Source organism: Rhizobium sp. Leaf341, assembly GCF_001424325.1.
Classification (GTDB): Bacteria; Pseudomonadota; Alphaproteobacteria; order Rhizobiales; family Rhizobiaceae; genus Ferranicluibacter.
The window spans coordinates 427,251-451,140 of sequence record NZ_LMPE01000003.1; the positions used below are offsets into that span (position 1 = coordinate 427,251).

Here is a 23,890-nt window from a genome sequence, read left to right on the forward strand (position 1 = left end):
TGTGAAAACGGCAGAAGTTTTTCTCATCCATAATGAGAACGGCTTGACCGATTGATACGTATCAGCATATCACTGTTACGTATCAATTGGTGATATCGTGGCCCAAATTACGCAAAAAATGGTGGCTGAACGCGCAGGTGTCGCCCAAGCGACCGTTTCGCTCGTTCTCAACGGCGGTCGCGACAAGGTCGCCCTTGAAACCGCCGAGCGGATCGAAGCGGCCGTTGCCGCGCTCGGCTACCAGCCCAATCGTTTTGCACAGGCACTTCGCACCAAACGAACCTATGTCATCGCCTGCGTGGTGCCGGATCTTTCCAATCCCTTCTATCCCTTGCTCGTCGTGGCCGTGCAGAAGATCGCCAGGGCTGCGGGATACGAAGTCGTGACCATCGACACAGAGGGCGAGTCCGCCAATGAACGGCAGGTCGTCCTAGCCGCACAGCAGGGCCGGTTCGACGGCGTTATTGGCGTGTTCTTCAAAACCACGGCGCGGGATCTGGCGCCGCTCGGCAAGGCCGGCGTCCCCGTGGTGCGCATCGAGGTCAGTCGCAAGGCTGGCGGAGCCTTGCCGATCGACGACCTGTTCATCGACAATGTTGCCGCCGCCCGTGCGCTGACGCTGCATCTTCTTGACCTTGGCCATCGATCGATTGCAATGATCGCGGCACCGGGCGGGCCGCAGCAGGTTCGCCTTCAGGGATATCTCGAGGCGATGGCGACGCGGGAAGCCTCGCCGATCGTGCTCGAGGCGGCGCATTTCACGCTGGAGGCCGGGCGGGAGGCTGCCGATGGCCTTTTGGAAACAGGGCGCTCGGTCAGTGCCATCATTGCGGCCAACGACCTTATGGCGATCGGCGTCATCCAGAGCCTCACGGCACGCGGCCTGTCGGTGCCGAAGGACGTTTCCGTTGCCGGCTTCGACGATATTCCGGCTGCAGCGCTCGTCACGCCGGCCTTGACGACTGTCGCACAGTTTCAACGCCGCATCGGCGAACATGCGGCCAACCGTCTGCTCGAGAGGCTGGGTGGAGATGCCAAGGCGCCCGGACGGGCGGAGGAAATGCCGTACGAACTCGTCATTCGCGCGTCCGTAGCCGCATGGACGGACGACGAACACTGAGACTGATCAAGGGAGGAATGCAAATGACCACATTAAAGCTTTTGACCGCGACCGCCGTGATTGCCAGCCTGGCGCAGGTCGCGTCCGCGCAGGACAAGGTGTCCTGGTGGTACGAACAGGCAACGCCGGACCAGCAGAAACTGATCCAGCAAAACATCGTCGAACCCTTCGGCAAGGCGCACCCCGATGAGAGCCTTGTGGTCGACTACCGGGGTTCCGAACTCGACAAGCAACTAAGGGTCGCGATGCTGTCGGGGAACGGCCCGGATATGGTGTACACGGCGGGACCGAGCTATGTCGCGCCCATGGCCCAGTCGGGTCAGCTCCTGCCGCTTGATGACTATGCCGCAAAATACAAATGGCAGGACAGGATCCTGCCCGTGTTCCTGAAGATGGGGGAATACAACGGCAAGCTCTATGCATTGCCGAAAACCTATGAAACGGTCGGATTGTTCTACAACAAGACACTGTTCGCAGAGAAAAATCTGCAGCCGCCCAAGACGCTCGACGAGCTCGAGTCGGTGGCCGATGCCTTGCTGAAGAATGGCATCACGCCCTTTGCGGCGGGCAATGCGGATTGGCGCGGCGCCAACGAGTGGTTCGTGACGCTGGCACTCAACTCCGTCGCCGGCCCGGACAATCTCAACAAGGCTTTGCGCGGCGAGATGCCCTGGACGGCCGAGCCGTTTGCCAAAGCGATCGACCGGCTCAATGGCTGGTGGCAGAAGGGTTACTTCGGCAAGAATTACTTCTCGTTGACGAGCAGCGAGCAGACAGCCGACATGATGGCCTCCGGCAAGGCCGGCATGATGCCGACGGGCACGTGGCAGTTCCAGAACGTCGCGACCTACGGCAAGAAGGCCGGCTCCGAGGCCGGTTTCGTCGGCTTCCCGAGCCTCACGGGCGACCCGGTCTTCCCGCTCGGCATCGGGTCCACCTTCTCTGTCGCGGCCAAAGCCAAGAATCCCGACGGTGCGGCGGCAGCCATCGACTTCGTCTTCTCGCCCGAGGTGTACGGGACGATGAACTCTGCCTGGCAAGGCGAGTGGAATATCCCGTTGAAGGATATTTCCAGCGTCAAGATGGCAAGCGACGTCACGCCGCTGTTCACGGAAACCATGAAGGGCCTCTCGTCGGCCGTCAACGACGGCAAATATGGCTACACGACCTGGACATTCCTTCCCCCCGCAACCGACAGCTACCTCATCAACGGCATCGAAGAAGTCTGGCTGAACAAGATTTCGACCGCTGATTTCCTGACGAAGCTCGATGCCTCCTTCCAGAAGGAACTGAAGGCCAAGAAGACGCCTGCCGTTCCAGCGCGCTGATCAATCGATGGCGGGAGCGGCGTCGTTCGCTCCCGCTTGGTCTTCGCCCGCGGGAGAAGACGTTGTCCCCTTGATCAAGGACAAGCCTGTTTTCGAAAGGTACGTCATGCATCGCCTTTATGTCTTGCCGACATTGCTGATCAATGTCGTCATCATAGCCATTCCTGCGCTTTTGACCGTCTTGCTCGCCTTCTTTGAGTGGGACGGCATCAGCGACCCTTTGTTCGTCGGGCTCGATAATTTTCGCGCGTTGTGGGACGACAGCGTCTTCTGGACCGCGCTCGGCAACAACATCATCTGGACGTTGATCTTCCTGACGGTGCCCATCGCCATGGGTCTTCTGGCGGCGACCATGATGCTCGTCGCGCGCCGTGGCTCAAGCTTTTTCCAGGTCGTCTACTTCCTTCCTGTCATTATCGCGACCGCCATTACCGGGCGGGTTTGGCAGGGCATGATCTACTCGCCCGTGACCGGGATCACCGGCATGCTGCAGCGCCTGGGTCTGGACGTCGCTAATCCTCTGACCGAAACCGGCAGCGCCCTCTACGGCATCGCCGTGGTCGATCTCTGGCACTGGTGGGGTTTTCTCTGTGTCATTTTCTTCGCAGCCCTCCGGCAGGTGCCCGTAGAGCAGATCGAAGCCGCCCGCATCGAAGGGGCGACCTTCCTCCAGACCATTCGCTATGTGCTTCTTCCCGGCATCATGCCTACCATCGTTCTGATGATGATCATGACCGTGATCTGGTCGTTTCTCGTCTTCGACTTTGTCTACATCCTCACCCAGGGTGGACCGGCCTTCTCCTCCGAAGTGCTGTCCACCTTCGCATATCGCTCTGCCTTTTATGATCTCGCCGTCGGCAAGGCGGCAGCGATCTCCGTGGTCATCAGCCTGTTCGGACTGGCGGCGACGATCTTCTACATCCGCGCTCAGGCCGGGGAGCTTGAATAATGTCCTTCTCTGAAAGCCGCCTGACGTTCGCGATTGTCTACATCACGCTGTCCGTGCTCCTCATCGTCACGCTTTTCCCCATCGCGCTCACCGTTCTCAACGCGCTGAAACCCTCCGCCGAAATCATTCAAAATCCGCTCGCCTTGCCCTCCGTGATCCGCTGGGACAACTTCACGCGGGCCTGGAGCGACGCAAATTTCGGCCGGACGCTGCTGAACTCCGCCGTGCTGACCGGTCTTACGATCGTGCTCGTCTGCACGACAGGATCGCTGACCGCCTATGTCCTTGCACGGCGCAAGATCAAGCGCTGGAAGATCCTGACGTTCTATCTTCTGGCCAGCACGACGGCACCGATCCAGCTGTTTCTCTTCCCGCTCTATTTCGGGTTCGCGCGCCTGGGCCTCATCAACAACCCGGTGGCAGTCGCCTTCATTTATACCGCGGTCTATTCGCCTTTCGCCATCATGCTGATGCGCACCTATTTTCTGGCCGTTCCCAAGGAACTCGAGGAGGCCGCCCTCATCGACGGCGCGACACACTGGCAGGTCTTCTACCGTGTGTTCTTGCCCATCGTTTCGCCCGGCATCCTGACCGTTGCCCTTATCATTGGGCTCTACTCCTGGAACGAGTTCCTCATTGCCACAACGTTTCTACAGGGCCAGGACCGTCTCACGGCGGTGGTCTCCTTCTTCCTACTGTCCGGCCAGTACTCCTCCGACTGGGGTGAGATCATGGCCGCAGCCCTCATCATCGTTCTCCCCATCATCCTCCTCTTCGTCCTGCTGCAGCGCCATTTCATTGAAGGAATGGCCGGCGGCTCCGTGAAGGGTTAACAAGGAACAGCGCATGCCCATTCCCGCAGACTACACGAACCGCGTCTATGCCGGCGTCCTCGGCAAGCTGATCGGCGTCTACCTCGGCCGGCCATTCGAAAACTGGCGCTACAAGGACATTCTCGAGAAGCTCGGACCCATCACATATTATGTCCACGACCGTCTCGGAGATCCGCTGGTGGTGACGGACGATGACGTGGCGGGTACGTTTGCCTTTCCCCGCGCTCTCGACGACTATGGAATTTCCCCTGATCTCTCGGCCGAGGATATCGGCAAGGCGTGGCTCAACTATATCATCGAGGAGCGCTCCATTCTCTGGTGGGGAGGCGCTGGCAACTCGACCGAGCACACCGCCTGGCTCAACCTGAAGCGCGGCATCCCAGCGCCCGCCTCCGGATCCATCGCGACCAACGGTGCAACAGTCGCCGAGCAGATTGGCGCTCAGATCTTCATCGACGGCTGGGCCCTCGTCTCCCCCGGCAATCCGGCGCAGGCTGCCAAGCTCGCCCGTGCTGCCGGCTCCGTCAGCCATGACGGCGAAGCTGTGAATGCGGCTGTTCTCTGGGCCGTCATGGAGGCGGAAGCCTTCATGAGCCGCGACGTGAACCATTTGCTGGACACCGGACTTGCCTATATTCCTGCAGACAGCCTGATCGCGCGGCTCATTGCCGACCTTCGGCAGTGGACGTCCGGAAACGAGGACTGGGAAGCCACCCGCCAGAAAATCGAGGACCATTACGGCTACGACAAGTACCCGGGCAATTGCCACGTGGTCCCGAACCATGCCTTGATGATCATGGCGTTGCTGCATGCGCCACACGACTTCCAGCGTGGACAGATGATCGTGAACACATCCGGCTGGGACACGGACTGCAATGCCGGAAATCTCGGTTGCCTGCACGGAATCATGCTGGGTCTGGACGGTCTCGAGGCCGGGCCTGATTGGCGCGGGCCCATCGCCGATCGACTATACGTCTCTACGGCGGACGGCGGTCGTTCCGTCACCGATGCCGTCGATATCGCGCTGTGGCTTGCGAATCTCGGCCGGAGACTTGCCGGAGAAGGCGCTGAGCCCGCACCCAAGAACGGCGCGAAGTTCCACTTCTCCCTCCCGGGGTCCGTTCAGGGCTTCCGCGCGCAGCCGGCCCAGGCGGCGCTGGAAGGTGTCAAAGTGACGGGCAACGGATCTGCCCTCTCCATTTCCTACGCGGCCTTGGCGCCCGGCCGTGAAGCCGCTGCCACCACACCGGTCTTCATGCCTCTCGAGGTGACGAAGATGCGGACCTACGACCTGATGGCGAGCCCGCGGATCCATGCTGGCCAGACACTCCGCGCCACAGTGACGGCATCACCAGACAATATCGGCTCTGTTGAGGCAAAACTGCGCATCCGCCATTACGATGCAAGCGACGCCCTCGTGGACATCGACATGCCCACCGGCAAGCTTCTTCACCCCGGGCAAACCGTTTCCCTCGACGTTCGCGTTCAGGAAACAGGCCATCAGCCGATCGCCGAAGTCGGCGTTGTCCTGACGTCTCCCGAGGGCCGTGCCAACGGCACAGTGTTCGTGGATACTCTCACCTGGGACGGGTGCCCGGACGTCACGTTCCGGCGCCCGGAGGGGGCCGGCGACTTCTGGCGGCGCGCCTGGGTTAGCAACGTACACTTCTTCTCCAAGCATTTCCCTCAAGACTTCCGCATCAGCCAGAACCGTGGAGAAGGCCTTATTCTCCAAGGCTCGCGCGACTGGACCGATTACGTGATCGAAGCTGACCTGATGCTGCATCTCAGCGACCATGGTGGAGTGGTGATGCGGGCACAGGGACAGCGACGCTACTACGCCGCCTTGCTCACGCGCGAGGGTCAGTTGCAGATCGTATGCCGCAAGGACGACGTGGAGACGATTCTGGCCTCCACGCCGCTGTCGATTGGCTTCGAGACGCCGTTTTCCCTGCGCTTCGCTGCGCGCGGAGAGGCGCTGACTGCGACGGTCGGGGACATCGTGGTCAAGGCCAGCGACGCCACGTTTGCGAACGGCGCTGCCGGCCTGATCATCCATGAAGGTGCGCTCTCCGCCACCACGATCCGTATCTGTGCAGCGTAGGAGAACAGTATGGCGAGCGTCACGATCGACAAGATCATCAAGCAATACGGCAGTGTCGAAGTCATTCACGGTATCGACGCGGCCATCGGGGACGGAGAGTTCGTTGTTCTGGTCGGCCCATCGGGATGTGGAAAATCCACCTTGCTCCGCATGATTGCGGGGCTTGAGGAGATTTCGGGCGGGACGATCTCCATCGGGGACAAGGTCGTCAACACGCTGCCGCCCAAAAGCCGGGACATTTCCATGGTGTTCCAGAACTACGCCCTCTACCCGCACATGACGGTCGAGGAAAACATGGCCTTCTCGCTGACCCTCGCTGGAGCCAGTAAGGAAGAGAAGCAGAGGAAAGTTCGGGAGGCCGCCGAGATCCTTGGCCTCCAGCCCCTGCTGCAGCGCAAGCCGAAAGCGCTTTCCGGCGGTCAGCGTCAGCGGGTGGCCATGGGACGATCCATCGTTCGCAACCCGCAAGTCTTCCTGTTCGACGAACCGTTGTCCAATCTCGACGCGAAGCTGCGCGTGCAGATGCGCGGCGAGATCAAAAGACTTCATCGTCGGCTGGGCACGACAATGGTCTACGTCACACACGACCAGGTCGAGGCCATGACGATGGCGGATCGGATCGTCGTGATGCAGGCCGGCAGGATCGAGCAGATCGGCACTCCGCTGGAGCTTTACGATCGCCCTGCCAATGCATTCGTCGCCCAATTCATCGGATCGCCTGCCATGAACCTCTTCGCCGCCACCGCACAAGGCGGCGCGCTTGTCCTAGAGGGTGGCGTTCCAACCGGCCTTGCTGCTCCGGCAGGCGCCCAAGACGGTCAGCCGCTTCTGATCGGTAAGCGACCGGAGGAAATCAGCATCGGCACTGGCGAGGGCATGCAGGCACTGGTCGAGAATATCGAGCCGACAGGCTCCGAAACCTTCATCGAACTGACCGCCAACGGCCAGCACATCACGGCCGTCTTGCGAGAGCGTCCGCAATTCGACGTTGGAAGCCGGCAGACAGTCTCGCTTCTTCGGGGCGCCGTGCATCTGTTCGATGCAAAATCAGGGCGGCGCGTCTGATCAGCCAACCGTCGTCGTGAGCGACCTGCTGACGAACGATTTTGATCCCTGAGCGCGGACCCGTGCATGATCAGCGGTTTCCGCGATCCTGATCGGCCGGGCAGAGCGGAGCATGGGCCCCGGCGTTTTCCGGCGCCCAAAGGCGTCGCTTTCGTGGAGGGCGACAACGGCGTTCCGGTCGCCGGACTTGGCCGCGAGGGAGCGTCGGTCATGTGTGATTTCGAAGATCCGCTCCGGCTCATCCAGCCGATGCCGTCCGTCCTGGATGGTCGGCCGTCGCATGCCCAAAGGGCACGCTGGGATGATGCTCACCGTCTTGGTGGACAGGCCTTTCGGACAGCACGCCGACGGCACGCCACCGACCGCGCGGAATTTCCGAATGCGGCCTGATCCTTTTGCTTGTCGGGCGCTGATGATGATGACCCGGCAGTTGCAGCACGCCTTGTCGGCTGTGCATTTAGCCGATATCTTCCGACCCCTTGAAGTAGATAGAGGCGGGACGCGTGCAGGCTGACATTTTCATTACAGGCATGAGCAATACAGATGCGATCGCCATGGCTCTAAAGACTTACAAGGGATCACTGAAATTCGATCTGGTGCGCATCAATCCTAAAATTGACAGCGAAGTTTTCGTTGGGGAGCAGCCCAATATTGAATTCTTCCGGCCCAGATTTCAAGTAAAACTGGCGGTTCTTGCTCTCTGGGGAAACTGGTACAACTCGGTCGGTATCGCCGAACACCCGGAAAAATTCGATTTTATCTATCCCGGCTTCGATGAAGACGTCGATGAGAGCCGGCGTATCATCCCGTTCCAGCAGATCAAGCGGAATGTAAACAACAACGTCCGCTACCGGCTTGATGCTGCACGTATATTGCGACCGTTGGCAAGCGGGAAGGTTCTGATGATGGAGCCGCCGCCGCCAAACGACGACGAGCATATCCATCAGTTTCCGAGCACGTTTCGCGAGCCGATCGAGGCCAGCGGACTCACCCCGGCTCCCATTCGCCGCAAGCTCTGGAAGCTGCAGAGCCAAGTTTATGCTGACGTGGCCAAAGAACTGGACATGGACTTCTTTCCTTTCCTACCGGAAGCGACGTCGCCGGATGGCTTTATCGCGCCCGAATACCGCTACCGCGACCCCACCCATGCGAATGCCTTGTACGGCCACAAGGTCATTGAAAGACTTGAACAAATTCACGGGGCGCTCTCATGAAACACCATCCCTATATTGACCTGCCCGACCATCAGTTCTGGAAGAAGTCCTTCGGGCCAGGCTTTATCGGTGGGCTGGATCCTGTCTCTTCGACACGCTTCACGATCGGTCCTGACGACAAGGTTGTCGCTGCCGGCAGCTGTTTCGCGCAGCATGTGGCACGCCATATTCAGATGCGCGGGTTCAATTTTCATCAGACGGAGAAGGCACACTCGCTTTTCGTTCGGCGCAAGTGGAACGATGCCCATGGCGGTACTTTCAATTACGACACCTTCAGCGCACGATATGGGAATATCTATACGGCCCGACAATTGTGTCAGTTGATCGACCGGGCGTTTGGTTCGTTCAGTCCCCTCTCGACCGCCTGGCAACGTCGAGACGGTATGTTTGTTGATCCGTTCCGCCCACAGGTTGAGCCCGACGGGTTTATCTCGGCGCGCGAAGTTGATCTTGATCGCGACTACCATCTGGCGGCGGTGCGGAAAGCCCTCACGGAAGCCGATGTCTTCGTTTTCACCATGGGCCTTACCGAAGCCTGGGCCGATAAGCGCGATGGCGCCGTCTATCCTATCGCTCCGGGCGTTGCCGGCGGCACGTTCGATCCGGACATTCATGCGTTCAAGAACTTCACCGTCACCGACACGATCGAAGACATGAACTATGCCATCGGTCGAATCCGCGCCATAAACCCTGGCGTCCGGATCTTGCTGACGGTGTCGCCGGTCCCTCTAAATGCCACCTACGAGCCTCGGCACGTTCTTCAATCGACGGTCTACTCCAAGTCGGTGTTGCGCGTGGCGGCACAAGCGCTTGTCGATGCCGATCCGCTGATCGATTACTTCCCGTCTTTCGAGATCATCACCGCACCACAGAATGGTGGAAAGTATTTCGGCGGCGACATGCGTTCCGTCGAGGAGGCAGGCGTCCAGCATGTTATGGACGTGTTTTTTGCCCACTATACGGGCATTCCCTCCAAGAGCACCAAGGCCGAAGTCGGTGCCGAGAAGGCCGCGGCGCGGCAAAAGGAAATGGAGCGCTTATCCGATATCCTGTGCGATGAAGAGGCCATCGACAATACGTGACACAGTCAGCAACGAAGCGGCACGCCATTCTCGCTGACCTATCGCGGCGTCGGACCTGACGCGAGAGCCCCGTCTCCCTGCTCCAGCCATTGGCGTGCTGCATTGGCCAGTGCGGCGTCCTTGGGCCCTAGGCACATGCGCGCCCACCGCCCCTTACGTCTGATCCTCCGCAAAGGCGGCGGCGAGGCCTTCGGGGTCGTCGGTGGTGATCTGGTCGACCCGCAGGGTGATCTGGTCGACCCGCAGGGCGAGGAGGCGTCGGACCGCGTCGAGGGTGGTCGGGGTGACCGATCGGATGGTCCAGGCATCGACGCGGCGGCCGTCCGCATGGGCGATGCCGATCATGTCGACCCCTTGGGCCTCGGCCGCAAGCACGAGCGCGTAGTCCAGATAGATCATGCCGGCATCCGGCGCCTGCCGGAGCGCACGCCGGATGAACGCCGTGTGCTCCTCTGCCGATGTGAGATCGTCGAGGATGCCGGGATAGGTCGGGTCATAGCCGATTTTGAGGCCGGGCGTCGCTGCGGCCAGCGCTGCCATCGCCGCGCTGTCGCCGCCCGACAGGATCATCGCGGCAGCAAAGGGCGACACCGCGCGGGCGAAGTTTGCGATGACCGCAGGCGGAAGGCTGGACCGGTCTTCCTTCAGGTCCAGCTGCAGCACGGCGCCTGGATGCACCGACGCGGTCTGGAGGACATCGCAGAGATCATCGAGAAGCATCACGCGATCGCGGGTCGGCGCGCCGTCGTTTCCGCGCAGGAAAAGCCGCCGCAGGTCCTGCGCGGAAGCGCCGGAGACGCGGCCGGTTCCCGTCGTTGTCGGGTGGAGGTCGGGATCATGGAGAATGGCAAAGCCATGGTCTGCATGGAGCACAAGGTCCACCTCGACACTCGCGCCCAGCTGCATCCCTTCTAGAATGCGCCGCGGGGAGAATGCGGGATCGGAGGCCTTCCGGCGCGCGCGATGCCATTTGAGCAGGGTCCGATGACCGTGCTGCTCAATGCTGATCGGCGGGTTCGGCATCGATGGCCCCATACAGCTTGACGGTGTCGCGGAAGGCGGCGAAGGCACGGGGCTTGAGCCCGACGCCCTGGCCGGGATGAAAGGGCTCGGGCCTGCGGACCAGGGATTTGATCCTCGTGCCGTCGGACAAAGAGAGATCCACGAGCCCGTGCGTGCCGAAGTCCGTCACGCGATTGACGGTGGCTTGGCGCACACCATCCGCTGGAACGAGATCGAGCGCCTCCGGCCGCACCGCGAGCGTCACCGGTCCATCCGCGACGGGAAGATCGACGGCGAAGTCGGCATGCCGGAAACGGCCCGTCTCCACCCTGCCCTCGATGAAGTTCATGGTGCCGATAAAACCGGCGACGAAGGGCGTCAGGGGATTGCGGTAGACGACCTCCGGCCGATCAGTCTGCTCCGTCCGTCCGTTGCGCATCACGACGATCCGATCCGCCATCGACAGCGCCTCATCCTGCCCATGGGTGACGAAGAGCGTCGTGATCTTCAGGCGAAGCTGGATATCGCGCACCTCCTCCCTCAGCCGCTCGCGCAGGTGCTGGTCGAGGCTGGCAAAGGGTTCGTCGAGCAGCAGGATCTTCGGCTCGAGGATCAGCGAGCGTGCGAGCGCGACGCGCTGTTGCTGCCCGCCCGACAGCTCGTGCGTCATGCGCCGATCATACCCCTTCAACCCCACCAGATCGAGCACGGCTTCGACCCTGTCGCGGATTTCGCCTTTCGGCCGCCGGCGCAGTTTCAAACCGAAGGCGAGGTTGTTGAAGACGTTCATGTGCGACCAGAGGGCATGACTCTGGAACACCATGCCCGTCGGTCGCTGCTCGGGCGGCAGCCGTGTCACGTCCTGGCCGTCGATCGCGATCGAGCCCGCGGTCGGCTGTTCGAAGCCGCCCACCATGCGCAGCAGCGTCGATTTGCCCGAGCCGGAAGGCCCGAGCAGGCAGACGAGTTCGCCGTCGGCGATCTCGAGCGAGACCGCGTCGACCGCCGCCGTATCGCCTGCAAAGATCTTGGAAACGGCGTGAATGCTCAGTGTCGCCATGCTGGTTGTCCCGTGATGGTGCGCGTCATCCCCCGAACCCCTTGGCGAACGCGTTGCCGCCGATCACCTTCCGGGCAAACATCAGGGCGATGAAGGAGGGCACCCAGAGCATGACGGACAGGACCGCACCGAACTGGATGACCATCTGGTTGTTGATGAAGCTGATCATCAGCACCGGCATGGTGCGAATACCCGGCGCACCGATCAGCCAGGCGCCTTCGGTTTCGTAGAACGTGCCGACGAAGGTCAGAAGAAGGGCAGCGGCGATGGTGGGCGCGGCCTGGGGAAGCGTGATCGACCGGAACACGCGAAACGGACCGGCACCCACGTCGCGCGCGGCCTCCTCCATCCGGCGGTCGACGGTCTGGAACGCCGCGACCGGAATCCAGATCATGAACATCAGCGTGTTGACCAGCTGGATCAGGGCAACGCCCCAGAAGGTACCGATCAGGTCGAGCTGGAGGAAGATGGCGGCGATGGCCATCAGGAGCCCGAACCGTGGAAAGGCGTGCCCCGCCAGAAACGAGAAGAACAGGATGTCCCGGCCTGGGAACCGCATCCGTGCGAAGGCGTAAGCGGCCGGCAGGCAGATGACGGCGGAGGCGAGCGTGACGACCGTCGCGAGCGTCAGGCTCAGCCGCAGAGCGTGCCAGACATCCGGTCGTCCGAGCGTCTGCGCCCAGAAGCGCAGGCCGAACTGTTGCGGAAAGACATGGGGATAGCGCCAGATCTCGGTAAAGGCCCAGACCCCGACTACGAGCAGCGGGAGAACGATCACGATCGAGAGCGCGAGGGCGAGCAGGATGCCCGGGACGTCCAAAGGCTGCGGGCGTGTTGTCCGGTGCGGCATGCTCATTTCCCCTGATTGCGGGCGACGGAGCGCACGTAGAACAGGCCGAACACGATGCAGAAGCCGAAGGTGACGACGGCCTGCGTGACGGCGCCGACAGGGTCGTTCAGATCACGGAAGGTGCGCTGCATGTAGGGGCCCATCATCTCCGGCGAGGCTGGCCCCAGCAGATAGGGAAGCGTGAAGGCCGAGAAGATCCCGAGCACGGCGAACGAGAGCGCGACCAGAATGGAGGTCGTGATCTGCGGCAGGATGATGTGCCACAGCCGTTGACGCCGGTTTGCGCCGACATCGCGCGCCGCTTCCATCGCGCTGTTGCCGACCGCGCCGAGACCCGACAGAAGGATCAGGACCGTCAGCGGTATGTTGTCCCAGACCAGACCGATCACCGGTCCCCAGGGCGTCAGGTAGGGCGTGCGCAGCTTGGGCAGCCCGGCGGCATTCAGGAGAAGATCGATGAGCCCGTTCGGGCCGAGGACCCGGATCAGCGCATAAGCGAGGATCACCGACGGCACGAACATCGGCAGGATCGCAAGCGCCTGGACGTAGGATGCGAGCCGCCCCTTGGCGAAGCGCAGATACAGCGCGATCGGCAGCGAGACGACGAGCAGAAGCGCCGCACAGACGCTTGTGGTCCAGAGTGTCAGGCTCAGATTGTTCAGACTGTAGGCGTCCGAAAAGAAGAAGACGTAGCTCGACAGGTCGAAATGCCCCGCCCCGTCCGGCGACGCTCGCCAGACGGTGCGCTGGACGGCGCTGATGATCGGCCAGATCACCAGCCATCCGACGAGGGAGACCGGCAGGGCAACGAGCAGGAGGCCGACGAGCCCCCTGGCCGACGCCTTGCCGAGCATGCCGGACGATGGGACGCGTGTTCTCACGACTTCCGGTCGATGGCCGGAGCGACATTGCGGTACCAGCCGTCATTGACCGCCGCTTCCCAGGCCCCCGACGGAAAGGTCGGAATGCTGTTCGGGATGATGTCCGCGAACTTCTCGCGCAGGTTGGCGGAGACGTAATCCCAGCTGACGCCGGGGAAGCCGCCGAGTTCGTTGAGCACGGCATCCTGCATCGCTTCGGTCAGGACGAAATCGGCCAGCTTCAACGCAGCCTCGCGGTTGCGTCCGTTGCCGAGCACCACGCAGCGCGAAAAGCCCCCGCAAAGCGCCAGATCCTGCAGCTGCACAATGCCGGTCGTGTCCGGCAGGACGCCCTGCGCGATCGCCTGAAGAACCTGGTCGGACCAGACCGGGGTCATGACGACCACGCCCTGGCTGAGCAGCTGGATCGATTGGGTGTTGCCGGAGGAATAGGCGCCTTTGTCGTACAGCGACGGAGCAAGGTCGTTCAGCAGCTCCCAGGCCTTTCCGAGCGCCTCATTGCCAAAGGCTTCGGTATAATTGCCGACCGTGAACAGCTTGGGATCGAGGCCGTTCGCCTGATGGATCGCGCGACGGACAAAATTCCCGCCCGATCCGCCCTTGTCAGGGCGGTTGTAGACGAACTGGCCCGGGTGCGCCTTGATCCAGGCAACAAGCGCGTCCCAGGTCTTCGGCACGTCCGCGGCCGAGAGCCGCGTGGTGTCGTACGCCAGAAGCACCTGCGAACCGCGATAGGGAAGCGAGAAATCACTGTCGATCGCAAGCGGATTGAGCTTCGAATAGTTCGACAAGCCGGCCTGCTTCATGTTGACATAGAGGCCCGCCTCGATGCCGCCCTGGGGGAGCTGCGGATCGGCCTGCTCGAAAAAGTCGGCCTGCGGATCGGTGTTCGTCTGCATGGCCGCGACGGCCCGCTCGCCGATCGCCTGGATACCGGCATCGTTGCTGGCATTCACGAGGTTCAGCTTCAGATCGGGATGGGCGGCCTCGAAGGCCGGCTTGACGGAGTTGGTCCAGAAGTCGAGCACGTTGGCATCCGAACCGGTGTACCAATCGATCTGCCCCGGCGCTGCAAAGGACAGCTTCGGCAGAAGCATCAGGCCGGCAGCGGTACCAGCCGTCGAAATCAGGAATGCGCGGCGCTTCATCGTCTTATCCCTCAGGGGCCGCACCATTGAAGGCGGCCTATTGAAACCGAGATGCGCGGAAGGTCTCCCAGTCAGGGGTCCACCATGCATCTCCCGGACGTCTCTTGAACTGTCGCGCTGACGAGACGGCACCCCGTCTTCGGCTTTGCGACGAGACGACCACCGGATGGCACCGCGGTGCGATCGGGGATCCTCAAGACGGGTTCGAGGTATACATATTAGGCGACGCTTTTATGACAAATCGAGGGACATGTGCGGGTCGGTGCCCGGAGCGACGCCGTTGCTCCGGGCCGGTGGATGGCAGCGATCGCGTCAGACCTGCGCCTGCCCGCCATCGACGAACAGTTCCGTCCCGTTGACGAAGCTTGCCGCGTCGGATGCGAGAAACAGGACGGCGTTGGCGATCTCGTCCGGCTCGCCGACCCGTCCGAGCGGAATCTGCGACCCCATGGCATGCAGAAGCGCCTGCTGCTTTTCGGCGTCCGCGCCGGCAAGACCGACAAGGCCTGGCGTGCGCGTCGCACCGGGGCTGACGACGTTGACGCGGATGCGACGCTCCTTCAGGTCGAGGATCCAGCTACGGGCAAAGTTCCGGATGGCGGCCTTGCTGGCACGGTTCCCCAGGTTCAGCTGCAGCTCGTGCTTACGGACCGCGCCATCGACCTGATCGAGGAGCGCATAGACCTTGCCCTGCGCGTTCGCCATGCCTTGACGAGCGATGCATCGCTGACGATGCGGTCGCTGGGACACTCACGCTGGATCCTCGTCACCAGCCCTGCCTTCGCCGCGCGTCTTGGCCCCGACCTGAAAGACCTCACGGCCCATCCGACGCTGGGGACGAGCGACGATCCGGGTGACGCGACCTGGACGCTCGAACGCGACGACGGGGCCATCGAGGTGCTTCGTCACCAGCCGCGCATGACCTGCGCCGATTACGGCGCTGAGTGCGATGCTGCAGCAGACGGCCTGGGCATCGCCTTTCTGCCGGATCACGCCTGTGCGGCCCACATAGCAGCCGGCAGGCTGGTGCGCGTCTACAGCGAATGGCGGAGCCAGAGCGGCATCGTCCATCTCGTCTTCACGACCCGCCGCGGCCTGCCGCCGGCCGTGCGCGCCCTGGTCGATGTCATGGCGAAGGAGTTCCCCGCGCTTTGACCGTGTAAGCGACGCACTGACGTGAGGCTCGCGAGCGCAGGCCGAAGCTCCTCAGGCTGGCCGGCGGGGGCGCAGGATGAACCCTGCGTCCGTCCGGCGAGCCATCGTCGACGCGTGCCCGGACGCCGACCCGTCAGACGGCGCTTTCGTCGTCCCGTGTCCAGATGGATTGCCCATTGGCGAAGGCTTTCGTGATCCGGCGTTCGTCCCGCCAGAGCCGGCCGGTGTCTTCGATGACCGGCGTCCGGTTGGGGGAAAAGATATAGGTCCTGTAGGGTGCGACACGGGTCTGCAGCACCATGTTCGTGTTGGAATAGAACTGCTTTTCGGGGTCATAGGCCGGATCGAGGAGACCCGCAGCAAGGCGGGCGAAGTCGCCGCGAAGCACGGAGGGCGAGGTCGAAAAAAGCGGCCGTCTGCGGAAACTGGGCAGCTTCACGCCCCAGAGCTTGAAGCTGCGCTTCTCGTAGAGATGGCCTTTTCGCCGGATGTCCCAGTTCTGATTGATCGTATGCAGCGAAACCTGCTGGACGGATCGATCCGCAAAAGGCGCGAGGATGCTCTGGTCAAGCGGCGTCAGCGTGCGCCAGTCGTCTTCCAGATGGAAGACATGGTCGGCCGAGGTGCTTGACCACAGCCGCTTCACGGCCGAACAGAAGTTCGCCTTTTCGGGCTGAAACACGATGGCGCCGGGAAACAGCCGGTCGACGATCGACACGCAGGCACGGGCATCGTCCGCGTCGCCGAAAATGGGATCGATATTGACGAAGCATGCGGAGATGTCGAGGAACCGAAAGCACCTGTCCTGGAAATCGCGCAAGGTCGCTTCCAGCAGGTCCGGCCTGCGGCCGGCGACAACGCAGATATCGATCGCCATAAACGGGCCTTCCCCTCACTCGACACGCAGAATTCCCAAGGCAATACCGCAAACACCCGTCGTATTGAAGAACATTCTAATTGTCTTGAGCACCGTCGTTCGGGAGACGGGCGGACGGCCTTCGTCCGGAACATTGGCGTGCGGCAGACGTTGTTTTGCGAATTGAAGGAGAAGCGACATGGACAGCACCAAGACATCCGCCGCAGGGTCCGACACGGACCGGAACCTCGATATCCGCGACGAGGACGTGACGCCGATCGAAAGCGAAGCCGATCTCAAGGGCAAGGATGGCGATGATGTCGAGCCTGACGACATGATGTCGGCGGCCGCACGCCGGGAGGCCGTCCGCCTGAAGGGGGACGTCTTCATGGTGCGCTCGGATCTCGAAGACGCCGATCAGCGCGAAGCCACACCGGGCATGCGCGAACAGGATTGAGTGTTCGCCGTAGGCGTCTGAAGCTCGGGACGACCCCAGCGGAGGGGCAAGGCGCAAGTGGCCTCGCGCTGAGCGGATCTGATACAATGCGGGTGGTGAGCCGACGGCTCGTCGCCCGCTTTTTTGCGTCGGCTGACAGGTCGCGGGCGCAGGTCCGCCCAGGAACTTAAGCCGAAACGGTGCGTTTGCCCTTCATGTGCCGGTATCCGGCGAAACACGAAGGAGGAAGCAGACCATGAACCAGCGTTTTGATCCGAATGAGAATCGTCCCGCGAACCCCACGGCTTGGCCCGCAGACGATGCGGCGCGCGCCGACGAGGCCGCCCGTACCAATCCGGCGACGATGCGACCGGCCTCCGGTATCGATCCGGTCACGGCAGCGCCGCTCGGGGATCCCCTGGCACAGCGTCCGCTCGATCCGACGGCACCCGTCGCCCGGACCCGTCGCAGCAACTGGCCTGTGCTGATCATCCTGCTTGCAGGCCTGGTTCTGGCGCTTCTGGTCTGGCTGCCGGCTGAAATGTCGAACGACGCGTCCGATACGGCGACGCAGCCCGCACCGGCCAGCGAAACCGCAACGCCGCCGGCCGCGCAGGCGCCGGCTGCAACGGCCCCGTCCACGACCACGCCGCCGGCCGCAACGGCGCCCGCTGACACAGCTCCGGCTGCTCCGGCAACGCCCCCTGCTGCAACCGGTACGGCTCCGGCCACGGGCGCTGCTCCGGCAACGGCTCAGTAAGCCAAGTTGGACCTGCCACGTTGTCACGGCAATCGATGGAGAGAAGCGGGCCCGGACGGGCCCGTTTTTCGTTGGGCCCGCGATGGCGGACATCGCGCTCCGGTCGTCCGCTTCGGGTCCGCTCCGCAGCCATACGCTCCGCTTGCAGGCCGCTCATGGACATAATCGCCCGCCTGGTCGAACCAAAGCGCGCCTCAGCGGTTTATCCCCAGTGAAACGACAGATCGAGGATCAGACCATGATCGAGAAGACCACGCGCCGCGAAGAAGACTATCGGGATTATGAAGACCGCGACCTGAAGGACGGCTGGCCTTACGCCGACGAGGTCTCGGGTTCGCCCACCGACGTCGCCAATCGCTCTTATGGCGAGACGGATGAAAGCTTCGACGAGTCCGGCAATCCGGGTTTCGAAGCGTCCGACGAGACGGTTCGGGTCGGCCATGGTGGCCCCGACATCCTCCGGGACGATCCGCAGGCCGATAACGATGACGACAGCATGGAAGAGACGCTGTCCAATGCGCTCGAAGAGCACGACATCGATACGTCGTCCGTCGAGATCAAGGTCTTGCGCGGCGTCGCCGAGCTTTCTGGCGAGGTGGAAACGGACGCGGATCGCCGCTCGATCGAGGCGCTTGCCTATCGCGTCTCCGGCATTTCCAAGGTACGCAACGGCCTGACGACAATGGCCGTCGATGCGGCGCTGCCGAGCGGCCTCAACGACTGATCCTTTCGGGGCTGGATCGCTCTGGTATGGCCGAGGCGGCAATGTTTCGTCCGCCGGATCCGTTTCCAAAACGATAGTCTTTGCTTACGATAGCTGCGCGGCCCCTCGGGCCGCGCTGTTCCTGTGTCGAGTGTCGGGAGTGATCATGGGAAAATCGGAGGAGGCAAGCGGTCCGCTTGACCCTGTGGACGACCCGCCTGCAGGCCAGCCATCGTTTCGAACGACGGACTTTGTGAAGGGACTTGCACGCGGCATTGCAGGCGCTTTGCTGTTTGCCCTTCCCATGCAGATGACGATGGAGATGTGGGCACTGGGCTTTGCGATGGATCGTTTTCGCCTCGCCCTGCTTCTCGTCATCGCGGTGCCCCTGCTCGTCGGTATCGCCCACCGCATCGGATTCGAGAAGACGGTCTCCTGGCGCGAGGATATTCGCGACGCAATGATCGCCTATGCGATCGGCATCATTGCGAGCGCCATGATCCTTGCCTTGTTCAAGCTTCTTACCCCAGACACGTCGGAACAGGATTTTCTCGGGAAGATCGCCCTGCAGGCCGTGCCCGCAGGGATCGGCGCCCTTCTCGGACGAAGCCAGCTCGGCGCCGATCCGGATGATGCCGAGGATGATCCGGACAGCGGATATGGGGCCGAACTCTTCATGATGGCCGTCGGCGCGCTGTTCCTCAACCTCAACATGGCGCCGACCGAGGAAATGATCCTGATCTCCTACAAGATGACGCCCTGGCACGCGCTGGCCACCATCGGCCTGTCGATCCTCGTCATGCATGCTTTCGTCTACGCCGTCTCGTTCAAGGGCGGGCACGAGCTGGATGATACGCCCGGCTGGCATGCGCTGATCCGGTTTACCCTGCCGGGCTATGTGATCGCCCTCCTGGTCAGCCTTTACTGTCTCTGGAGTTTCGGCAGGCTGGACGGGTCCGGCTCCATGGCGACGCTGATGGCAACCATCGTGCTCGGCTTCCCCGGCGCGATCGGCGCGGCCGCCGCGCGCCTGATCTTGTGAGGTTCTGATGGCTTCGTCCCGCCGAAAAGTCGTCCGCCGCCATCCGCACTGGATCGAGTGGACCACAGGCCTTCTCTCGACCGCGCTTGTCGCCACGATGACCGGCATGATCGTCTATCATGGCCTGACGGCAAAGGACGCCGCACCCGAACTGGTTGTCACGGTGACGGCCCAGCGACCGACGGCGCAGGGCTTCGAGGTCTCGTTCACGGTGTTCAACACCGGCAAGAAAACCGCGGCCGGCGTGCCCGTGACCGGGCGTCTGCTGGATGGGGAGCAACGGTCGATCGAAACCCGGGAGGTGACGATCGATTACGTTCCTGCCCAGTCCCATGTGGAAGGCGCCCTGCTCTTTGCGGCCGATCCGGGTGCGTCCCGGCTGGATATCCGCGCGTCCGGCTACAACGATCCGTAACCGCGCTGTTTGCCGCGGCTTCAAGCCCTCATTGCATCCGGTCCGTCATCGCTTCCCGTGTCGCCGCGATATGGTCGGACACGGCCTGCTGTGCCGTGGCAGGGTCGGCAAAGACCTTGCCGTCGAGGGGCCAGACATGAAACTTGACGGCCATGAAGCGCAGGCCGCGTGCGTGCGGCATCAGCGTGCCGACGGCTTCGCCGGCAATCTCAACGATGTGTTTCTGCATGTCTGTCTCCTGCCGCCGTGCCCCGGTAGCCCATTCCGCCACAGGCACGACGCGGTGTCGTCTGCGGCCACCGGGGAAACGGCAGGATCCGCCCATCGTTCCCGGTCCGCCATCAAACAAACTTGTCCGCAGCGGAGCCAAGTTTGATCGGCGGACACGGATATCAGGGCATCAGGCCACGAAGCGCTCCGGACGATACGGCGCGAGATCCACGATCGTCGTGCGCTCGCCCGTCATTTTCTCCGCGAGCGCGCGGCCGGTCACCGGACCGAGCGTCATGCCGTGATGCGCGTGGCCGAAGGCGAACCACAGGCCCTCATGACGGGGCGCCTTGCCGATGATCGGCATCATGTCGGGCGTGCAGGGGCGCGCGCCCATCCAGGGCTCCTCGTCGCGGCGTTCGGCCAGCGGGAAGAACTCGCGGGCGACACGCTCGGCACGGGCGAGCTGGACCGGTGTCTTCGGCGCATCGCGGGTGGCAAATTCCGCACCCGTCGTGAGACGGATCCCCCGCAGCATGGGCGCGAGGAAATAGCCCTTCTCCGCGTCGAGCACCCAGTTGTTCAGGCGCTCGCCCTCCTGCGTGCCGTAATGCATGTGGTAGCCGCGCTTGACGGCGAGCGGAAACCGGTAGCCGAGCTTGCGGGTCACCGTGTCCGCCCAAGGACCCAACGCCACCACCACTTCGGCCGCTTCGATCGGCCCATCGGGAGAGGCGATCCGCCAGCCCGGACCTTCCAGAACATGCTCGAGCGTCGCGGCATCACCGGCGACGAGGCGTCCGCCCAGCGACTGGAAATAGGCGAGATAGGCCTTGTTCAGGCTATGGGGGTCGCGGATCGACCATGGATCCGTCCAGCGCAGCCCTCCGGCGAGATCGATGCGAATGGAGGGTTCCAGCGCCTTGACGTCACTGGGCGACAGCTTCTGATGGTTGACGCCGAAGCCGGCCGACAGGCGCTCGGCCTCCTTGTAGGCAGCATCCCGGGCGCCGTCGGTGCGAAACACCTTCATCCAGCCGTCCCGCTGGATCAGGTTGTCGGCACCCGACGCCTTGATCAGATCGGCATGCTCGGTGATCGAGTTCTCGATCAGCGGGGCATAGAGCCTTGCAATATGCTGATGCTGGGTAAAGCCCGAATTCCACCAGTAGCGCAGGAGAAACGGCACGAGACCGGGCAGCGCTTTCAGGTGATAATGCGCATCGATCGTGTTGTTCAGCGCATAGCGGAACAGCGCACCGAAATCGTGGGGAAAGCCATAGGGAACGACGCCTTCACGCTGGATGAGCCCGGCATTGCCGAAGGACGTCTCTTCCCCTGCCCCGCGACGATCGACGAGCAGCACCGATTTTCCGCGGCGGGCCAGATGAATGGCCGTGGAAAGACCGACAATCCCTCCGCCCAGAACCGCAACATCCGTCTTCATTCCCATCAACTCCCTGTTCCCGGAACTCCCTGTTCCCGGCGCGCTCTGCGTCTCTCGCCTATGTCAGCATTTTCCCTGCGTTCCGCAACAGGGGCCGGCGCAAATCACCGTGCCACCGCGCGTGTGTCCCGACAAAAAAGGGAGCGGCGAACCGCTCCCCTGTCATGTCTTCCCGTGCCGTCGTCCGCTTGCGTCTCAGGTGTGGCGACGCATGAAGCTCGCGACGATCGAGATGACGAGGAAGGCCAGAAACAGGAAGAAAAGGATCTGGGCGATACCTGCCGATGCTCCGGCAATGCCGCCAAAGCCGAGGACACCCGCAATGATGGCCACGACGAGAAAAACAAGTGCATAGTACAGCATGTCACGCTCCTCCGTTAAAACATGTGGGTGAATGCATTCCTGCTGCCGGTTGTTCCCGTTTCCCGGTCGAGATTTGCTTGAACCCCATCTCTTGCTTCGGAAAGACGAGCGGCTTTCGGGTCGCGTCTGCCGGACAACGTTTAAGTGTTTGTTTACCATAACGGCAACACTGGTTCATTTTGACACGAGATCGCCGCCAATCTTGGGGAACTTCAATGTGCAAGAGGCGTTGAGTTCACAATCGATTGAGGCGAGACACCATCATGACCGTATCGAACGCACATATCTGGAAGTCCGTTGCGGCTTCGGCGCGGCCGGCATCGCGGTCGAATGAGAAGAACCTTCACATCGGACAGACGTTGAAGGATCTCTACTTCAGCGGCAATATGCCGGCGACGGATGGACGATTCGAGCAGCTGCTGCAGCAACTCGACTCCTCCGAAAGCGGCCGCGAGCATCACTGAGACACCGCAACGTTTCCATAAATTCGATGAAAAGGCGGTCCCGTGGGCCGCCTTTTTTTGTTGTCTGCACCAGGCGGATTGCAGAGCCCGAAGGGCCGGACGCTGCATGCCTGGGCGTCATGACACCGCGAAGCCCTGCAGCGCGTTGGGTGAAAAAGGATTCACGCAACGCGCTTAAAGGTCTTGTCTTGAGGCATGTCGTTTCCCGAAACCGCTGCTCGCGTTCGGGCGACATGCATTACGGCTTCGGTGTCGACAGAACGATGCTGGCAGGATCCGCCTTGTAGGCAGCGGCATCATAGGCCGGCTGCGTTTCGAGCTGCTCCTTGGTGAAGGGCGAATAGATCGTCATCGCGCCCTTCGCATCCGCCATGACCTGAATGTTGGCCGCACTCATGGCAACGGGCTTCTGGGCAATGCCGAGGAATCCGCCGACATCGATGATGTAGGCTTCCAGCTTGCCATCCTTGCCAAGGATCACATCGCCGACTTCGCCGATCTTGGTGTCGTCGGCGACCTTGACGGGTGTGCCGATCAGCTTGTCGGCCGACAGCATGGCTGCATCGACAGGCTTCAGCTCCTCGGCCGGCTCGGCCGTGGTCGCGGCATCGGGCGCGAGATCCGGATCGGTCATCTGCGGCGTCGTGCCCGTCTGCGGCACGGAGGGGTCGGCGCCAGCGGCGTCCAAAGGCACCTCGGTGTTTTCAGGCGTCGCCAGCGGCGGCGTTGCACTGTCCCCCGGGGCCGCCGGGGCTGCCGGGGCTCCGGACGTTGCGGCCGTGTCCTTGGTCACGGCACCATCCATCACGGCCTTGCGCTGAAAAGCCGGTGCCTTTTCCAGATCCTGCTTCGTCATGGAGACCACGAGGATCTTCGATCCGTCCCGCTCCGACCAGGAAGCACGGTCGAAATTGACGGCGACATCCTTTTCGCCGATGCCGAGGAAGCCGCCGACACCGATCACCAGCGCTTCCGTCGCGCCGGCCGCGTTGATCACGACGTCCTTGACCTCGCCGATCGCCTCGCCCTCTTCGTCGACGCCGGTATAGACCGTCTTGCCGATCACGTTGGAGGCCAGCATGTCATCGCCGGAAGCTGCGGCCGGTGCGGTTGCGCCCGAAGCGGCCGGGGCAGCCGGTGCTGCGGGGGTCTGCTGCGCCAGAGCCGTTCCGGCGAGCGTTGCGGCAAGAACAGTGCTTGCCAGAAGGGTCTTCAGCATCGGATTGCTCCTTAGATAAGCGATTGTTTGAATGAGGGGCGATTGCGACAACGGGCGTCATTTGCGAAACGCGGCGATGAACGTGATGGAGGTATCGTCGGACTGCGCTCATCGGTGAAGGGAATCATGTGAGAGGCGGGACAGCGTCTCGAGCGCATTCCGGCGGCCGTCATGGCCGACTTTG

25 protein-coding genes and 1 pseudogene are annotated in these 23,890 nt (G+C 62.4%); 15 read left to right on the forward strand and 11 right to left on the reverse strand.

Annotated features, from left to right (window positions below; genetic code table 11):
- Window positions 1-118: 118 nt before the first annotated feature.
- The 8 genes from ASG03_RS03625 (at window position 119) to ASG03_RS03670 (ending at window position 9,695) form a co-directional block, all read left to right on the forward strand.
- A complete protein-coding gene (locus tag ASG03_RS03625) occupies window positions 119-1,120 on the forward strand; it encodes a LacI family DNA-binding transcriptional regulator (protein WP_244475150.1) in 1,002 nt (333 codons plus the stop codon).
- A 23-nt stretch (window positions 1,121-1,143) separates the two neighbouring features.
- On the forward strand, window positions 1,144-2,448 hold the full coding sequence (locus tag ASG03_RS03630; RefSeq protein ID WP_062692293.1) for an ABC transporter substrate-binding protein: 1,305 nt from the start codon (window positions 1,144-1,146) through the stop codon (window positions 2,446-2,448).
- A 106-nt stretch (window positions 2,449-2,554) separates the two neighbouring features.
- The gene (locus ASG03_RS03635; protein WP_200934678.1) at window positions 2,555-3,397 is read left to right on the forward strand and encodes a carbohydrate ABC transporter permease; all 843 of its coding nucleotides are present in this window, start codon (window positions 2,555-2,557) and stop codon (window positions 3,395-3,397) included.
- Window positions 3,397-4,230, forward strand: coding sequence for a carbohydrate ABC transporter permease (locus ASG03_RS03640; RefSeq protein ID WP_062692298.1), 834 nt, complete (start codon window positions 3,397-3,399; stop codon window positions 4,228-4,230). Before ASG03_RS03635 ends, ASG03_RS03640 begins: the two co-directional genes overlap by 1 nt.
- 13 nt (window positions 4,231-4,243) lie before the next feature.
- The gene (locus ASG03_RS03645) at window positions 4,244-6,334 is read left to right on the forward strand and encodes an ADP-ribosylglycohydrolase family protein (protein ID WP_062692300.1); all 2,091 of its coding nucleotides are present in this window, start codon (window positions 4,244-4,246) and stop codon (window positions 6,332-6,334) included.
- 9 nt (window positions 6,335-6,343) lie between these two features.
- The gene (locus ASG03_RS03650; protein ID WP_062692301.1) at window positions 6,344-7,399 is read left to right on the forward strand and encodes an ABC transporter ATP-binding protein; all 1,056 of its coding nucleotides are present in this window, start codon (window positions 6,344-6,346) and stop codon (window positions 7,397-7,399) included.
- A 503-nt stretch (window positions 7,400-7,902) separates the two neighbouring features.
- Window positions 7,903-8,613, forward strand: coding sequence for a hypothetical protein (locus tag ASG03_RS03665; protein WP_062692308.1), 711 nt, complete (start codon window positions 7,903-7,905; stop codon window positions 8,611-8,613).
- Window positions 8,610-9,695 carry a GSCFA domain-containing protein gene (locus ASG03_RS03670; RefSeq protein WP_062692310.1) on the forward strand — a complete coding sequence of 362 codons (1,086 nt, stop codon included), beginning with the start codon at window positions 8,610-8,612 and terminating at the stop codon, window positions 9,693-9,695. The genes ASG03_RS03665 and ASG03_RS03670 overlap by 4 nt, the downstream gene beginning before the upstream one ends.
- Before the next feature lie 153 nt (window positions 9,696-9,848).
- Here ASG03_RS03670 and ASG03_RS03675 read toward each other — a convergent pair whose 3' ends face one another.
- The 6 genes and pseudogenes from ASG03_RS03675 to ASG03_RS03700 form a co-directional block, all read right to left on the reverse strand.
- Entirely contained in the window at window positions 9,849-10,577 is a 729-nt protein-coding gene (locus tag ASG03_RS03675; RefSeq protein WP_338012387.1) for a glycerophosphodiester phosphodiesterase, read from the reverse strand.
- Window positions 10,578-10,692: 115 nt separating this feature from the next.
- Window positions 10,693-11,757, reverse strand: a complete 1,065-nt coding sequence (locus tag ASG03_RS03680; protein ID WP_062692314.1) for an ABC transporter ATP-binding protein — start codon at window positions 11,755-11,757, stop codon at window positions 10,693-10,695.
- A gap of 25 nt (window positions 11,758-11,782) precedes the next feature.
- On the reverse strand, window positions 11,783-12,607 hold the full coding sequence (locus tag ASG03_RS03685) for an ABC transporter permease (protein WP_156381725.1): 825 nt from the start codon (window positions 12,605-12,607) through the stop codon (window positions 11,783-11,785).
- Window positions 12,608-12,609: 2 nt separating this feature from the next.
- Window positions 12,610-13,461, reverse strand: a complete 852-nt coding sequence (locus ASG03_RS03690; protein WP_062692318.1) for an ABC transporter permease — start codon at window positions 13,459-13,461, stop codon at window positions 12,610-12,612.
- A 23-nt stretch (window positions 13,462-13,484) separates the two neighbouring features.
- A complete protein-coding gene (locus ASG03_RS03695) occupies window positions 13,485-14,636 on the reverse strand; it encodes an extracellular solute-binding protein (protein WP_062692321.1) in 1,152 nt (383 codons plus the stop codon).
- Window positions 14,637-14,948: 312 nt separating this feature from the next.
- Window positions 14,949-15,248: pseudogene (locus ASG03_RS03700) on the reverse strand (SDR family NAD(P)-dependent oxidoreductase); the annotation flags it as partial.
- 27 nt (window positions 15,249-15,275) lie between these two features.
- Here ASG03_RS03700 and ASG03_RS03705 point away from each other — a divergent pair.
- Window positions 15,276-15,791 (forward strand): LysR substrate-binding domain-containing protein, encoded by a 516-nt coding sequence (locus ASG03_RS03705; RefSeq protein WP_274533633.1) that lies wholly within the window; start codon window positions 15,276-15,278, stop codon window positions 15,789-15,791.
- 133 nt (window positions 15,792-15,924) lie between these two features.
- On the opposite strand, the gene ASG03_RS03710 is transcribed toward ASG03_RS03705, so the two are convergent.
- The gene (locus ASG03_RS03710; RefSeq protein ID WP_062692323.1) at window positions 15,925-16,668 is read right to left on the reverse strand and encodes a hypothetical protein; all 744 of its coding nucleotides are present in this window, start codon (window positions 16,666-16,668) and stop codon (window positions 15,925-15,927) included.
- Window positions 16,669-16,846: 178 nt separating this feature from the next.
- Between ASG03_RS03710 and ASG03_RS03715 the strand changes: the two genes are divergently transcribed.
- The 5 genes from ASG03_RS03715 (at window position 16,847) to ASG03_RS03735 (ending at window position 20,003) form a co-directional block, all read left to right on the forward strand.
- Window positions 16,847-17,104 (forward strand): hypothetical protein, encoded by a 258-nt coding sequence (locus ASG03_RS03715; protein ID WP_062692325.1) that lies wholly within the window; start codon window positions 16,847-16,849, stop codon window positions 17,102-17,104.
- Window positions 17,105-17,339: 235 nt separating this feature from the next.
- Window positions 17,340-17,843 (forward strand): hypothetical protein, encoded by a 504-nt coding sequence (locus ASG03_RS03720; RefSeq protein ID WP_062470014.1) that lies wholly within the window; start codon window positions 17,340-17,342, stop codon window positions 17,841-17,843.
- A 238-nt stretch (window positions 17,844-18,081) separates the two neighbouring features.
- Complete coding sequence (locus ASG03_RS03725; RefSeq protein ID WP_156381726.1) at window positions 18,082-18,567, forward strand: BON domain-containing protein; 486 nt, start codon at window positions 18,082-18,084, stop codon at window positions 18,565-18,567.
- A gap of 145 nt (window positions 18,568-18,712) precedes the next feature.
- A complete protein-coding gene (locus tag ASG03_RS03730; protein ID WP_082475518.1) occupies window positions 18,713-19,588 on the forward strand; it encodes a TIGR02587 family membrane protein in 876 nt (291 codons plus the stop codon).
- Window positions 19,589-19,595: 7 nt separating this feature from the next.
- The gene (locus ASG03_RS03735; RefSeq protein WP_062470025.1) at window positions 19,596-20,003 is read left to right on the forward strand and encodes a TIGR02588 family protein; all 408 of its coding nucleotides are present in this window, start codon (window positions 19,596-19,598) and stop codon (window positions 20,001-20,003) included.
- A 28-nt stretch (window positions 20,004-20,031) separates the two neighbouring features.
- Here ASG03_RS03735 and ASG03_RS03740 read toward each other — a convergent pair whose 3' ends face one another.
- The 3 genes from ASG03_RS03740 to ASG03_RS20940 all read right to left on the reverse strand — a co-directional run bounded on the left by ASG03_RS03740 (window position 20,032) and on the right by ASG03_RS20940 (window position 22,023).
- Window positions 20,032-20,232 carry a hypothetical protein gene (locus tag ASG03_RS03740; RefSeq protein ID WP_062470027.1) on the reverse strand — a complete coding sequence of 67 codons (201 nt, stop codon included), beginning with the start codon at window positions 20,230-20,232 and terminating at the stop codon, window positions 20,032-20,034.
- 171 nt (window positions 20,233-20,403) lie between these two features.
- Window positions 20,404-21,660 carry an NAD(P)/FAD-dependent oxidoreductase gene (locus ASG03_RS03745; protein ID WP_062472188.1) on the reverse strand — a complete coding sequence of 419 codons (1,257 nt, stop codon included), beginning with the start codon at window positions 21,658-21,660 and terminating at the stop codon, window positions 20,404-20,406.
- Between the two features lie 195 nt (window positions 21,661-21,855).
- Complete coding sequence (locus tag ASG03_RS20940) at window positions 21,856-22,023, reverse strand: DUF1328 domain-containing protein (protein ID WP_082475519.1); 168 nt, start codon at window positions 22,021-22,023, stop codon at window positions 21,856-21,858.
- 263 nt (window positions 22,024-22,286) lie between these two features.
- On the opposite strand from ASG03_RS20940, the gene ASG03_RS03750 reads away from it, so the two are divergent.
- Window positions 22,287-22,487 (forward strand): hypothetical protein, encoded by a 201-nt coding sequence (locus ASG03_RS03750; protein ID WP_062470030.1) that lies wholly within the window; start codon window positions 22,287-22,289, stop codon window positions 22,485-22,487.
- Between the two features lie 238 nt (window positions 22,488-22,725).
- Here ASG03_RS03750 and ASG03_RS03755 read toward each other — a convergent pair whose 3' ends face one another.
- Complete coding sequence (locus tag ASG03_RS03755; RefSeq protein ID WP_062470033.1) at window positions 22,726-23,706, reverse strand: PRC-barrel domain-containing protein; 981 nt, start codon at window positions 23,704-23,706, stop codon at window positions 22,726-22,728.
- Between the last annotated feature and the right edge of the window lie 184 nt (window positions 23,707-23,890).

What these genes read in the sequence shown, in the direction of transcription:
- ASG03_RS03625 (WP_244475150.1), top strand. Translation starts at nt 119, where the DNA reads ATGGTGGCTGAACGCGCAGGTGTCGCCCAAGCGACCGTTTCGCTCGTT.
- ASG03_RS03630 (WP_062692293.1), top strand. Translation starts at nt 1,144, where the DNA reads ATGACCACATTAAAGCTTTTGACCGCGACCGCCGTGATTGCCAGCCTG.
- ASG03_RS03635 (WP_200934678.1), top strand. Translation starts at nt 2,555, where the DNA reads ATGCATCGCCTTTATGTCTTGCCGACATTGCTGATCAATGTCGTCATC.
- ASG03_RS03640 (WP_062692298.1), top strand. Translation starts at nt 3,397, where the DNA reads ATGTCCTTCTCTGAAAGCCGCCTGACGTTCGCGATTGTCTACATCACG.
- ASG03_RS03645 (WP_062692300.1), top strand. Translation starts at nt 4,244, where the DNA reads ATGCCCATTCCCGCAGACTACACGAACCGCGTCTATGCCGGCGTCCTC.
- ASG03_RS03650 (WP_062692301.1), top strand. Translation starts at nt 6,344, where the DNA reads ATGGCGAGCGTCACGATCGACAAGATCATCAAGCAATACGGCAGTGTC.
- ASG03_RS03670 (WP_062692310.1), top strand. Translation starts at nt 8,610, where the DNA reads ATGAAACACCATCCCTATATTGACCTGCCCGACCATCAGTTCTGGAAG.
- ASG03_RS03680 (WP_062692314.1), bottom strand. Translation starts at nt 11,757, where the DNA reads ATGGCGACACTGAGCATTCACGCCGTTTCCAAGATCTTTGCAGGCGAT.
- ASG03_RS03685 (WP_156381725.1), bottom strand. Translation starts at nt 12,607, where the DNA reads ATGCCGCACCGGACAACACGCCCGCAGCCTTTGGACGTCCCGGGCATC.
- ASG03_RS03690 (WP_062692318.1), bottom strand. Translation starts at nt 13,461, where the DNA reads ATGCTCGGCAAGGCGTCGGCCAGGGGGCTCGTCGGCCTCCTGCTCGTT.
- ASG03_RS03695 (WP_062692321.1), bottom strand. Translation starts at nt 14,636, where the DNA reads ATGAAGCGCCGCGCATTCCTGATTTCGACGGCTGGTACCGCTGCCGGC.
- ASG03_RS03710 (WP_062692323.1), bottom strand. Translation starts at nt 16,668, where the DNA reads ATGGCGATCGATATCTGCGTTGTCGCCGGCCGCAGGCCGGACCTGCTG.
- ASG03_RS03715 (WP_062692325.1), top strand. Translation starts at nt 16,847, where the DNA reads ATGGACAGCACCAAGACATCCGCCGCAGGGTCCGACACGGACCGGAAC.
- ASG03_RS03720 (WP_062470014.1), top strand. Translation starts at nt 17,340, where the DNA reads ATGAACCAGCGTTTTGATCCGAATGAGAATCGTCCCGCGAACCCCACG.
- ASG03_RS03725 (WP_156381726.1), top strand. Translation starts at nt 18,082, where the DNA reads ATGATCGAGAAGACCACGCGCCGCGAAGAAGACTATCGGGATTATGAA.
- ASG03_RS03730 (WP_082475518.1), top strand. Translation starts at nt 18,713, where the DNA reads ATGGGAAAATCGGAGGAGGCAAGCGGTCCGCTTGACCCTGTGGACGAC.
- ASG03_RS03735 (WP_062470025.1), top strand. Translation starts at nt 19,596, where the DNA reads ATGGCTTCGTCCCGCCGAAAAGTCGTCCGCCGCCATCCGCACTGGATC.
- ASG03_RS03740 (WP_062470027.1), bottom strand. Translation starts at nt 20,232, where the DNA reads ATGCAGAAACACATCGTTGAGATTGCCGGCGAAGCCGTCGGCACGCTG.
- ASG03_RS03745 (WP_062472188.1), bottom strand. Translation starts at nt 21,660, where the DNA reads ATGAAGACGGATGTTGCGGTTCTGGGCGGAGGGATTGTCGGTCTTTCC.
- ASG03_RS20940 (WP_082475519.1), bottom strand. Translation starts at nt 22,023, where the DNA reads ATGCTGTACTATGCACTTGTTTTTCTCGTCGTGGCCATCATTGCGGGT.
- ASG03_RS03750 (WP_062470030.1), top strand. Translation starts at nt 22,287, where the DNA reads ATGACCGTATCGAACGCACATATCTGGAAGTCCGTTGCGGCTTCGGCG.
- ASG03_RS03755 (WP_062470033.1), bottom strand. Translation starts at nt 23,706, where the DNA reads ATGCTGAAGACCCTTCTGGCAAGCACTGTTCTTGCCGCAACGCTCGCC.